The sequence below is a fragment of the Levilactobacillus sp. LN180102 genome, assembly GCF_050106635.1.
In the GTDB taxonomy this organism is placed as follows: Bacteria; Bacillota; Bacilli; order Lactobacillales; family Lactobacillaceae; genus Levilactobacillus; species Levilactobacillus brevis.
Genome location: NZ_JBNIIX010000002.1, coordinates 208,168 through 220,727, shown reverse-complemented (window position 1 = coordinate 220,727; position 12,560 = coordinate 208,168). Strand labels below are relative to the sequence as shown.

Annotated in this window: 11 protein-coding genes; 6 read left to right on the top strand and 5 right to left on the bottom strand. The window is 46.1% G+C overall.

Translation table 11 applies throughout. The features are described from left to right. Nucleotides 1-10 precede the first annotated feature (10 nt). Entirely contained in the window at nt 11-784 is a 774-nt protein-coding gene (locus ACP4IT_RS02305) for an SDR family NAD(P)-dependent oxidoreductase (RefSeq protein ID WP_011666916.1), read from the top strand. A 62-nt stretch (nt 785-846) separates the two neighbouring features. Here the strand turns inward: ACP4IT_RS02305 and ACP4IT_RS02300 are convergent, their stop codons facing one another. Both ACP4IT_RS02300 and ACP4IT_RS02295 read right to left on the bottom strand, forming a co-directional pair. Further along, nucleotides 847-1,815, bottom strand: coding sequence for a LacI family DNA-binding transcriptional regulator (locus ACP4IT_RS02300; RefSeq protein WP_011666917.1), 969 nt, complete (start codon nt 1,813-1,815; stop codon nt 847-849). A gap of 61 nt (nt 1,816-1,876) precedes the next feature. Continuing rightward, on the bottom strand, nt 1,877-3,232 hold the full coding sequence (locus ACP4IT_RS02295; RefSeq protein WP_015473054.1) for a hemolysin family protein: 1,356 nt from the start codon (nt 3,230-3,232) through the stop codon (nt 1,877-1,879). Nucleotides 3,233-3,439: 207 nt separating this feature from the next. Here ACP4IT_RS02295 and ACP4IT_RS02290 point away from each other — a divergent pair, with 207 nt between their 5' ends. The 3 genes from ACP4IT_RS02290 to yjeM all read left to right on the top strand — a co-directional run bounded on the left by ACP4IT_RS02290 (nt 3,440) and on the right by yjeM (nt 6,182). Continuing rightward, nucleotides 3,440-3,796, top strand: coding sequence for a hypothetical protein (locus ACP4IT_RS02290; RefSeq protein ID WP_011666919.1), 357 nt, complete (start codon nt 3,440-3,442; stop codon nt 3,794-3,796). Nucleotides 3,797-4,064: 268 nt separating this feature from the next. After that, nucleotides 4,065-4,490, top strand: coding sequence for an Hsp20/alpha crystallin family protein (locus ACP4IT_RS02285; RefSeq protein ID WP_024855278.1), 426 nt, complete (start codon nt 4,065-4,067; stop codon nt 4,488-4,490). 213 nt (nt 4,491-4,703) lie between these two features. Beyond that, nucleotides 4,704-6,182: a glutamate/gamma-aminobutyrate family transporter YjeM gene (gene yjeM / locus ACP4IT_RS02280; protein WP_426855157.1), complete on the top strand. Its 1,479-nt coding sequence runs from the start codon at nt 4,704-4,706 to the stop codon at nt 6,180-6,182. A 143-nt stretch (nt 6,183-6,325) separates the two neighbouring features. On the opposite strand, the gene ACP4IT_RS02275 is transcribed toward yjeM, so the two are convergent. Further along, complete coding sequence (locus ACP4IT_RS02275) at nt 6,326-7,174, bottom strand: aldo/keto reductase (RefSeq protein WP_011666922.1); 849 nt, start codon at nt 7,172-7,174, stop codon at nt 6,326-6,328. 68 nt (nt 7,175-7,242) lie between these two features. Further along, on the bottom strand, nt 7,243-7,401 hold the full coding sequence (locus ACP4IT_RS02270) for a hypothetical protein (protein WP_011666923.1): 159 nt from the start codon (nt 7,399-7,401) through the stop codon (nt 7,243-7,245). Nucleotides 7,402-7,638: 237 nt separating this feature from the next. Between ACP4IT_RS02270 and ACP4IT_RS02265 the strand changes: the two genes are divergently transcribed. Both ACP4IT_RS02265 and ACP4IT_RS02260 read left to right on the top strand, forming a co-directional pair. Then, entirely contained in the window at nt 7,639-9,975 is a 2,337-nt protein-coding gene (locus ACP4IT_RS02265) for a cation-translocating P-type ATPase (protein ID WP_011666924.1), read from the top strand. A gap of 88 nt (nt 9,976-10,063) precedes the next feature. Beyond that, nucleotides 10,064-10,588, top strand: coding sequence for a DUF1836 domain-containing protein (locus ACP4IT_RS02260; protein WP_011666925.1), 525 nt, complete (start codon nt 10,064-10,066; stop codon nt 10,586-10,588). Between the two features lie 54 nt (nt 10,589-10,642). Here ACP4IT_RS02260 and ACP4IT_RS02255 read toward each other — a convergent pair whose 3' ends face one another. After that, a complete protein-coding gene (locus ACP4IT_RS02255; protein ID WP_011666926.1) occupies nt 10,643-12,436 on the bottom strand; it encodes a glycerophosphodiester phosphodiesterase in 1,794 nt (597 codons plus the stop codon). Nucleotides 12,437-12,560 lie beyond the last annotated feature (124 nt).

The following is a 12,560-nucleotide window of genomic DNA, read 5'->3' as shown; positions in this document are numbered from 1 at the left end:
GTGCGGTAGGATGGCAGCATTTGATCGACAAAGTTTTTCGTTAACAGGGAAAGTCGCGCTGATTACCGGTGGTGCGCGGGGACTCGGGAAATATTATTCTTTGGCATTATCGTTATATGGCGCAGATATCTTCATTGTCAGTCAGTCAAAGACCGGCTGGGATGACGTCAAACAAGCGATTGAGGCAAATGGTCAGCGGGTAGCATTCCTTCAGCAAGACATTACAAAAACCGGTTGTGCGGCCGACATTGTCGCCCAGGTAGTTGCTCAGTTTGGCCGCCTGGATATCTTGGTCAATAACGCTGGCATGCAACTGCGTAATGACGTTCTGGCGTTTAAGGACGAGGACTGGCGGCGGGTGATTGATTTGAACCTCAATGCCCTGTACTACCTATCCCATGCCGCGGCCCAAGAGATGGTGAAACAGCATGCTGGTAAAATTATTAATGTTGGATCGATGCAATCCTATCGGGCCGGTAAGTACATTTTTCCTTATACCGCCAGTAAGCACGGTGTTATGGGCTTGACTAAGGCGTATGCCGATGCACTGGCGCCCGAAAATATTCAAGTTAATGGGATTGCGCCAGGGTATATCAGTACTGATATGACCAAGCCACTCCAAGAAGATCCAGTACGGGGACCGGAAATTGCGAGTCACATCCCCGCTGGTCAATGGGGGGTTCCAGATCAATTGATGGGGCCTATGGTCTTTTTGGCCAGCGCAGCGTCTGACTATGTGACGGGGGTCATGTTGCCAGTTGATGGCGGTTATTTATTGCGATGAGTTTAAACGACAAACGGGTCCCTTCAGAACGCACTGTTCTAAAAGGACCCGTTTTTAATTGGCTAAAGTGATGGTTTAACAACGGGGGCGACGGGAACGTATTGAGTCATAGTCGTTGGCGTTGTTGATAGCTGATGAAGTAACGTTGTGGCGGCTAATTGGCCCATCAATGCCGGCTGTTGCTGGAGTAGATAAATACCGTCGTTGACATATTGGGACCATTGCCAGTCATCAAAACTAACCAGTCCGACATCGGCGGGAAAATGCAGGTGTGCGGCTTTTAGGCTCGCAAGGATTTCAAATAATAGCGGGCCCATTAAAGAAATAATTACGGGTTTGTCAGGAGCCTGCTGGTATTGACGAAGTTGTTGGGTGAGCCAAGGCGCCCCATGACTTGTCATATCCAAATGAATAACTGATAATCCCGTGGCAGTGAGTCCGGCCAACCGGTCGGTTTGAGCTGTATGGGGAGCCACGGCACGACCGACGGTGATTAGGCGGCGGTAGCCTTGTTCGCGTAAGTGCTGTCCCAACTGATAGCTTGCATCAAAATTGCTAGAAAGAACCTGTGCCAATGGACTGTTGGGTAACTGCCGATCGACAATAATGGTTGGGATGGTGAGCCCGGCGTATGCCGCGGCTGTGGCGGCACTAGGTTGTAGAATGATGCCATCGACCTGTTGGGCGGCCAGACGGGTTAATTCACCGTGTTCTGTAGTGGCGGTGTTATTGGCATTCATTAATAAGACATCATAACCAGCAGGCTGCAAAACGTCGTAAATTCCCTTAAACAGTAAAGAAGAGAAGACGTTGGCAATGTCACCAACGACCACGCCAATGAGCTGACTGTGGTCTTGACGCATTTTGCGGGCAGATGCTTTTGGGGCGTAATGTAGTGTGGCAATGGTTTCTTTGATGCGTTGCTTGGTGGCGGCGCTCATTTTTTGGTAGTTCCCATTAAGGTAACGGGACACTGTCGTAACGGAAACATCCGCTGCGGCAGCAACATCGGCAATGGTCGTATTTTTCATGGTTAACCCTCCTCCGGTTAGCATCAAAAAGCCCACTCCCAAAGGAGTGAGCTTGATTAGATTAGTCTTGGTCGTCAGTCGACGTGATCTTCGGTCTTACCGGGTTAACGGTAACCTCAAACCAGTTAATAAACGAGTTCTCATAATCGAGAACTTTCAAATCAAAGTTTTCTAGGTGAATGACGTCGTTGACCTTCACATCGGGATAATTATCAATGATGTAACCAGCCATAGTGACCAGTTCCGTCGCTTCAAAGTCTTTAATATCTGTGTTGAAGTATCGTTCGAAGTCATACGTGGTCATTTTCCCATTGACTTGGAACGTGCCATTTGGTTGTTTGAAAATGTATTGATCGTTGGCATCGTCAATTTCATCACGGACGGTTCCAAAGAGTTCTTCGTAAATATCCTTATCGGTGATGATCCCCGAGGTCCCGCCGTATTCATCAACAACGACCACGATTGGGGTCCGCTTTTTGATCATTTGTTGGAGGACTTGGGTAATTGGCGTGGTTTCAGGTGTCGTGGAGATATCACGGATTAGCTTATCAACGCGCACAGATGAATCCACTTGTTGTTGCCGGGTTAAGTCATAGTTATAAACGTAACCTAACACCTTATCCTTATCATTATCCGCCACGACTGGCAGCCGGCTAAATCGTTCCTGTAAATAAACGTTTAACGCTTCCTTGACAGTTGAGGTAATGTCAATAACGACCAACTGCGTCCGGTCAATCATGATGTCTTTGGCAACCTTGTCATTCAATTCAAAGGCCCGTTGCATGTAAACCAAATCGTTTTTTTCCAACTCGCCACCTTCCACGGCACTCCGTGACAGGTTTAAAATTTCGGCTTGGGAAAAGACTTCATCACTTTCGTTAGCGACCTTAAGGCCCATCATCTTAACTACTCCTGAGGCACTCACGTTGAGTAACCAGACGAATGGGTAGAAGATAACGTGGCAATAATGAAGAGGTGTGACCACTAACATTAAGACCTTCATGGGCATATCAATCGAAATATTCTTAGGAACAATTTCGGTAAAGACCACTTCGAGGTAGGTCAAGAGTAATACCCCGATGATGACACTTACAGTGTGCGCCGTGGCACTGTTAATGTGGGCTGGCGCAATGCCCGCTAACAGGATGTCAACGAAGAAGGTTTCCCCGATCCACCCTAAGATAATACCAGCGAGGGAAACCCCCACTTGAGTTGTTGACAAATATTCATTCAAATTGGTGACCATTTTCATGGCCCGATTGAGCTTAGTTGACGGCTTGTCTCTTTCGGCAATTTTTTCCTCTAGAGCACTAGGGCGCGTCTGAACCAAAGCAAACTCGCAGGCAACAAAGAAAGCTGCAAAAAAGAAAGTAATTAAAATAATAATTAGATTCACAACTATCTGACCGCTATCCACACATCATTCCTCATTTCATTTCGTTCTATCCTACTATTATACCGCGTTTCCCCACCCGTTTATAGGGGGTGAATTGAAGCAAATTCTACCCTTTCTTAAGCAGTACCGCAACCGAACACGAAAAAAAGTCACGAAAAGGGGAGAATACTTAACGTTTCTGGTAAAAAGGACTAAACTAAAGACAGTAATTCAAAGGAGATTTTGATTATGGCAGATACACCAGAGGAACAAGCAACACCCGTTGAAATTCCCGCAGCAGACGTGGAAAAAGCGGCAAAGTTGGTTTTGGACCCGGGGTATGTGACGAAGAAAGATCTACCAAAAATGGCAGATTTAGCATGGGCGACCGCTCTATCTGATGCTGTGATGAAGCATTTCTTAAACGACGATGACGACCACGATCCTTACGTCTACTTCGAGCAATTTGATTTTGACGGTGGCGACATTGATTCCATTATCTTTAATATGGATGTTATCAAGACCCGTGAAGAAGCCTTACATGATTTGGCAGATGCATTGGGTGAAAAGATTGTGCACCATGAGGTTGATCAAACCACTTACTAAAATAAATTTGGAACCGGCGATAACGTAACTTGTTATCGCTAGTTTTTTTGATTTAAAATAGTTTGATATTTATTGACCTTTATAACAAAATAATTGACGATTTGGTGACTGCCTATTATGATAATGGCTGTAATCGTTGGTATTGCAATGAATTAAAGGAAAAATTAGCACTCTAAATTGATGAGTGCTAATTACTTGCATTTATGACCAATACTGACTATTATAAATAATGTAATCAAGATAAATCAGTTGAAAGGGGTTATTGATTATGGCTAATGATGTAATGAACCGGAACTATGATTTCTTTGATCCAATGAATTTCTTTAATGAAGTCGGCAATTTGGGGCGCGACATGTTTAGTGGTGATAGCTCCATGAAGACGGATGTAGTTGAGCATGATAAGGATTACGTGGTCACCGCGGAACTTCCTGGGTTTAAGAAGGATGATATCCACGTGGATTACCATGATGAAACTTTGCGGATTTCTGGTAAGACGGAAGTTAACCAATCGGCTAAGGATGACGATGGTCGGATTTTGCGGCAAGAACGTCGGAGTCAAAATGTTGCCCGTTCCTTCTACCTACCAGGTATTGATTTGAAGAACGTGAAGGCGACCTACGCCGATGGTATCCTGACCTTAACGTTGCCAAAGCAAACTGAAGTTGATGGCAATCACGAGATTAGCATCGATTAATTAAAACCAAACAGTCTACTGTGAAGAGTCCGGGGCAAAAGCCCTGGACTTTTGTGTTTTCTGCGGATTCTTTTATTATGAGAAAATTGACAAAGATCACACGGAAATTTTAGCCGGTTATCAGGAAATTACCACGAGATTAACCGTTGACTTGCTTAGAATTATACATAAACATGTATAAACCCGAAACCGGGTATGAGTGAGGAGAAAATAATGACTGATAATCATAATAAAATCACATTGATGGCGTTAGTCATGATGATTTTTACCACCGTTTTTGGTTTTGCCAATAGTACGGTGGCCTTTTACTTGATGGGCTATTCGTCTATCTTATTTTACTTAGTTGCGGCGGTGTTGTTCTTTATTCCGTTTGCACTGATGATGGCGGAATATGGTGCGGCAATTAAGTCCGACGAGGGAAGTGGGATGTATCAATGGCTGGAGGTGAGTGTCAGCCCACGCTTTGCTTTTATTGGCACCTTTATGTGGTTTGCCTCCTATATTATCTGGTTGGTCTCGACATCCGCCAAGGTGTGGATTCCATTTACCACGCTGTTCTTTGGTAGCGATCAGACGGGAAATTTTGGGTTTGCTAGACTAAACGCGACGCAGGTGATCGGGCTCTTATCTTGTTTGTGGATGATTTTGGTCACAGTAGTCTCCATTAAGGGGGTTAAGGGGATTGTGCGGGTCACCAGTCTGGGGGGCTTAGCGGTTATGAGTCTCAATGCCATTTTGCTGGTCATTTCGGGGATTGCTCTGGCGTTGCGTCATGGAGAAATGGCGCAGCCGCTCCACCACTTTTTAACATCGCCGAACCCGAGCTACCAACAACCCTTAGGCGTTATGAGCTTTGCAGTTTTCGCGATCTTTGCCTACGGTGGTCTGGAAGTATTGGGGGGCATGGTTGATAAAACCCATAATCCAGAAAAGACATTTCCGCGGGGCATTATTATCTCAGCGGTGGTCATCACCTTGGGGTATGCGATTGGAATTTTGTGTTGGGGGATTAGCACCAATTGGCAAACCGTCTTGGCGAAATCAACCACCAATATGGGGAATATTAGTTATGTAATGATGCGTAATTTAGGTGATGTTTTGGGTCAGTCATTAGGGCTCAGTGCGGCTACCAGTAACACCATTGGGTTGTGGTTTGCGCGCTACACCGGGTTAGGGATGTTCTTAGCTTACTCGGGGGCGTTCTTTACCCTGACGTATTCACCACTCAAGACGTTAATTTTGGGAACGCCTAAGTCGATGTGGCCAGCCAAGATGACCAAGCTTAACAAAAATGATATGCCGAGTTTTGCCATGATGCTACAATGCGGTGTCGTCATTGTGATTATCTTACTGGCATCGTTTGCCTCGACAGATGCGTCAGCCTTTTATAACATCTTAACGTTGATGGCTAACGTATCGATGACCTTGCCATACTTGTTCTTGGTCTATGCCTTTCCTAAATTCAAACATAATCGAGATATTGTCAAACCCTTTGAAGTTTACAAATCGCCGCGTCTGACGACGGTGATCAGTTGGGTGGTTTTCCTCGTGGTCCTGGGTGCTAACGTCTTTACTTTGATTCAACCAGTCCTAGAAAATGGCGATATCCAGAGTACGATTTGGATGTTAATGGGGCCTTTGCTGTTTGGGTTGTTGGGTATCGTTTGGTATCAACGACGAGCTCGGAAATAGAGGTTAATGGCGGGTGATTGCCCTCTCTGGTCGGGCCTACAGCGTCTCGCCATAACAGCACGCCAAATTTTTATGATAAAACACCAATAGGCGCTTCAAAAATCATCTAAGATTTTTGAAGCGCCTATTTAGTATGGTCGGATTTAATACTGTTTGCCCGTTTCGTAAACGATTTCCGGTTCGTTACCAGTTCGCTCATTTTTGTTTAGCAAGTCGATCATGGTCATTTCGTCGATGTCTAAACTAAAATCAAAGATATTGGCATTTTCCTGAATACGTTCGGGATGCGTTGACTTGGGAATGGTGACCAATTGATGTTGGAGTTCCCAGCGCAAGATAACTTGAGCAACTGATTTATTGTGATGTGCTGCCATTTTAGCCAGCATCGGATCATCTAAGACCACGCGCCGTCCCAATGGGCTCCAAGCCTCCGTAACAATGTCGTGTTCTTGGTCGTAATCGGCTAGGGCTTGTTGATTTAAGTAGGGATGGTACTCCACTTGATTGACAACTGGCATTTCCTTGGCCTTAGTTGCGAGTAGCTCCAAGTGAGCGATCGTGTAGTTGGAAACGCCAATAGACTTAACCTGACCGTCTGCTTTCAACTGTTCCAACGCCCGCCAGGTATCAAAGAAGTGTTCGCGAACTGGCCAGTGAATCAGCAGTAAATCAAGATAATCCGTTTGTAGACGCTTGAGCGAGCCCTCTACGGCCTTCATAGTTTGGTCGTAACCCTGCACGATCTCAGCGACCTTACTGGTTAAGAATAATCCTTCACGGGGTAATCCCAGTTGCTGAATGGCGGGCCCCAAGATGTCCTCGTTGCGATAAAGCATGGCCGTATCAAACATACGGTAGCCAGCGTCCCAAGCAGTTTGGATGGCAGTGTTCATGGTTGGCTGATCGTTAAGTAGATAGGTGCCAAAGCCCATAACCGGCATTTGGCGACCATCGGCCAACTTACGCGTGGCGGTGATTTCGGTTGGTGTCATTGTGGTGTATCCTCCTCGACGTGACATAGTATCTCTATCTTAGGCTAATCACTGAAAAATGACAACGCTTACCGCCGGCGAAACTGATCGTAAAGATTTACACTGGCTTCTAATAACATCCCGATGGTCATTAACCACATGGCCAACATATTTTGATTGCTGAGCATGCATCCTAGTAGGATAAGATATAAAACAAATAAAATAACTGCCGTTGCTTTGTGATTCATCGAAAGCCCCCCAGTTAGCGAGTATTGATAAGATCGTTAGTCCGCGTCCAGATTAGCGCCAGCATCAATGCCAACTAAATTTTTAAATCGTGATCCAAAGATCACACCTTAATTATAACGCTTCTAAAGTGGTTGCGATTCGTTAAAAGATGAGAAAATCCCGGACAGATTAGAAGAGACTAACCAAAATATTTAGTACAATAGTTAATAAGGAATTGGTGAAGGAGGTTAAGGGTGATGCTACAATACGAACCACCATTAGAGACCGGGTTAACGCCGGAGGAAGTGCAGCAACGGGTCGCCGCTGGTCAACAAAATGATCCCTTGCCTCCACTAACGCGTAGTATCAAACAAATTTTTCGGGATAATTTAGTCACACTATTTAATTTAATTAACGTACTCTTGGGTGCCTTAGTGCTAGTGACGGGGAGCTATAAGAATCTGCTGTTTTTGGGCGTCGTGGTCGTCAATACGGCGATTGGAATCTTTCAGGAAATTCGCTCAAAACGGCAGGTCGATAAATTAGCTCTGTTATCCGAAAGTAAAAGCCGGATTCGGCGAGCTGGTAAGATCGTTGTGCACCCACAAGAAGACATTGTCCAAGATGATATTTTGGAAATTGGGCGGGGCGATCAGCTACCGGTAGATGCACTGATCCGACAAACTACGGGATTGGAAGTTGACGAATCCCAAATTACGGGGGAATCAACGCCGATCATAAAAGTAACTGGCGAGAATTTAACTTCTGGGAGTGTGATCCTAGCTGGTCGGGCGGCGGTCCAAGCGACTACTGTGGGTCATGGTAGCTTTGTGAAGCAGTTGGCCCATTCGGCGAAGCAACAACGGCGAACAGCTAGTCAACTGTTAACCATTATTAACCGAATTATTAAAGCGCTAACGTTTGCGATTATTCCATTAGGTGTGGCCCTGTTCGTGTCATCCATGATGCGCGGTCAGGACCTAAACCGGGCCATTCTGGGAACCGTCGCATCGATGGTGGGGATGATCCCTGAAGGGCTCGTGTTATTGACCTCGGTCGCACTAGCAGCTGGGGCATTCACTTTAGGCCGCCGGCACGTCTTAGTACGAGAATTACCAGCCATTGAGGCGTTGGCCCGAGTCGATGTGCTGTGTTTGGATAAAACGGGAACAATTACCAGTGGCCAATTACAGCTTGATCGGGTAGAGCCGTGGGCGGAAACTAACCTTGAAACCACCCAGACCATTTTGGCCCAATTGGTGGCGGCTACCAGTGATGATAACGAAACGGCACAGGCAATTCAACAAGCATTAGGAACGCCAACAGTCACTGCGACGACGGTCTTACCATTCTCTTCCGGGCGAAAATGGAGCGGAGCAATCTGGGATAAGCAAGCCTATGTGATGGGAGCGCCAGAGTTTATTTTTGACCAAGTGCCCGCCGGCCTGCAGGCACGGATTCATACGCTGGCTGGTCAAGGGTATCGCGTCTTGGTCTTAGCAGCGGCTAAGGCCTTAACCACGCCGCGACCAACGGCACCACGCGCATTAGGCTTGATTCTCATTACGGATGAATTGCGTCCCCGGGCTAAAGATACCTTCAGCTTCTTTGCCAATCAAGACGTCGCTTTAAAGGTGATCTCGGGTGATAATCCAGTGACGGTGGCTAGTATTGCTCAGCGTGCAGAGATTGCGGGTGCCGAGCGGTTGGTGGACATGAGTCAAGTTGGTGAGACCCCGGATTATGGACAGTTAGTGCGGGACTATACCGTCTTCGGACGCGTAACGCCGCAACAAAAAGAACAGTTGATCAAAGCCTATCAGGCGGCCGGACACACGGTCGCCATGACTGGAGATGGGGTCAATGACCTATTGGCGTTGCGGCAAGCTGATTGTAGTATTGCAATGGCTTCGGGAAGCGAGGCCACGAAGAGTCTGGCTGATTTTGTGTTAGTGGATTCTAACTTTGACGCGATGATTAACGTTTTGAATGAGGGCCGCCGGGTAATTAACAACGTCGAACGGGTAGCGTCCTTGTTCCTCATTAAAACGATGTATTCTGTGGTACTCACCTTGATTTTTATTTTTATGAGCCGCAGCTACCCCTTTGAACCGATCCAGTTGACACCGATCTCTTCGTTAATGGTGGGAATTCCTACGTTCTTCCTAGCGTTGCAGCCGAATTATGCGCGGATCGCGGACCGGTTTATGAAACAGGTCATGGAAATTGCGGCGCCGGCCGCTGTCTGTGTCGTGGGATATATTTTAGTTGTGATGGCATTGGGAACCCAGTTTCAGTTGAGCTTTGCCACAACTTCAACGCTTAGTGTCTTAATGACTGGGCTAATTAGTCTCAATGCTTTACTGATGGTTGCCCGACCACTGAACCGATTTAAGATTGGGTTAGTGGTCGCAATGGCGGCATTGTTTGCCATTATCTTCTTATTCTTTGGACCAATCTTTTCGCTGGTTAACTTACTTAACTGGCGTTTAGCGTTGATTTATCTGCCGTTGATGGTGAGCGTTGAACCGATTTTCTTACTGGTGCAAGATATCTTGGGTCGGCGAATTCTCAGTCGAATTCGTTGGCGCTAGATGATTTGAAATTTATAATCATTAGCTAGTCATCAAGACTAGTTGGTGTGTTATAATTTAGGTAAGAAATGGAAGGGCAGGGAATGTTATGGCTGATTTTAATCAATACACGCGGTGGGAGCATCAGATGCATGGTGTTAAATTACCACGCTGGGATGATCTTCCCAAGTTCGACCTATACATGGATCAAGTAACCGCCTTAATTAATGACGTTTTAGGACCTTTAGGAATTGATACGGTTACGCCGGCGATGATTAACAATTATGTGAAACACAATGTGATCATGGCCCCCGTGAAAAAGAAATATCAGACCATGCAGTTGACCGATATTTTAATGATCAGCCTACTCAAACCCATGTTTCAGACAGATACGGTGCGTTCGGGGATCGACCAGATTACGGCGGGCGATTATCCTAAACAGGCTTACGATAACTTTATCGGCCAATTGGAAGACCGTCTGCACCATTTAGGTGAGGACCAGGTGCAACCAGCCGCGCAGAACTTGAATGAGAAGCTCATGCAGGTGGCTGTCGATACAGTGGTCTCACGTCTGCAATCAGAAAAACTGCTGCGCCTGATTAAACGACCATTACGTAAAATTGAAAAGAAGTAAGTAAAAGCATCGTTAATCGCCAGTGAGCGGTTAACGATGCTTTTTGATATTGATTTATTGCGTTTGAGTTTCCAGAGAAAGATCATTCATGAACGTCAACAGGAGGTTGGCATAGCTGGGATGATCCGTGTTATCCTTAATTTCTTGTTGAATCAGACCTAAGTTATTGGTAATGACGCCGTTAGCGCCCATAAACATCATTTGATCAAGACTATTTACGTCGTCGATGTCCCAAGCGTAGACCTTCTTGTGTTCTCGGTTCGCTTGGTCGACGAAGCTATCGTTTAGTGTCGTTGATTCCATTGTATAGGCGTTGGCCCGGGTCCGTGGAAAAGTTAGATTGTATGGCATGATGTAGCTGACAAATAACTGCGGATGCTCTTTTTTTAGTTTATCCATCACCTTATAACTCAGTGTGTGTACCTGCTCGTGGTTCGTTAAGATGCGTTGACCGAATTGCCGGTAGAAGCGTTCGGACAGGTCAGGGGTGTCGGCCGACCCGGTTTTAATCTCAATTAGAAGTTTTTGATGATGCTTAATTGCCGTGTTGAGATAGTGATTGAAGCTAGGAATCTTTGCTTGATAGCCGTTCTCGGTCACCGTTACCTTGGTTAATTGGCGTAAAGTCATGCTGGCAACGGAACGATTGAGTCCAGCCAGGGATTTCAGATTGCCATCATGCATTACGACAAACTGGTGGTCCTTGGTCATCCGAATATCCATTTCGACGTAGTCTGGCCGTTCCTTGCTGGTTTTGACCATTGCGGGAATGGTGTTTTGAACCCCGTTACCGTTGTCGACGCCACGGTGGGCGATGGTCAACGGTTTAGTCATGGCTAAGCCGTTAAGATAAACGAGATTAAACACAACGAGGAGGGCACTGATGAGTGTTAAACCACTAATAATTAAGAGTCGCGTGCGTAGCTTGGTTCTGGCGGGTTCGCGGAATGAGAACAGGCTCAGTGGGGTTTGTTGCTGGCTATCGTGACTGCTAAGAACAACCATCATGAAGATGACCGTGGAGTAACAAACGATAAATTCGGTAATGATTTCCATGAGGAATAGATTGAAGGTGGCAGCGGCTAAGCCAAAACCAGTACGGTCAAATCCTAATTGTCCCAAGTAGATGAGGCCGTAGATTAAAGTGACCATGACCGTCACGATGGCTAAGGTCACCAGAATTTTACTGAAATAGGCCCAAAAATGTCGACGGGTTCGTTGCCAGCTGAGGCGAATGGCCTCATGACTGTGGTAGCCATCCAGCATCATTAACGGTAAAACGGCAATGAGTCGAATACCAATATAGGCGGCTGCCACGTAGAAGATGCCCAAAAAGACGGCCCACAGTGGGTTGGCCATGAGGTAGGTCACGATGAAGGCGGGTATTTTAGCCTTGTTGAGGAGCGGCGTTGAAAAAAGCTCACTACCAAACGGAATGATCACAACGAAGTAACCAATAAAGAATAAGAAAGTACTGGGTGATGCGCCAACTAGACTCCGGAAAACATCACCCAGTACGGCACGGGAAGTCTGGGGACGACCATTGCGAATATTCATGATTCCCAGTAATAGGTAAGCAAATTGCCAGTAAATTAAGGTAATAATGGCCAATAAAATGAGCAACAAGCCAATGATTGCTAAGGGATGCCGCAAAGCAATACTGCCGATATTGGTGTATGACACGTAGGGGACGTGTTGCCATTTCATGAGGGCGGCCGTTAACCAAGTAAAGGCGGGAACGGCAACGTAACTAATGGCCAAGTTCGTAATGAATACGAGCGTGACGTAACTCCCCCAGTGCTGAAAAAAATGACGGGTTGATTCCCGCCAGAACCGCCAAGCTTGCACAGTTCTCAACTCCTCTCACAAATATGAACTACTTCTACTTTAGCATATTCTAGTGATGGTCGGTGGAGAAAAGTTTGCCGAAAGAATCGTTAAACCTTATGAAAACAAAATCTAGTTATTATGA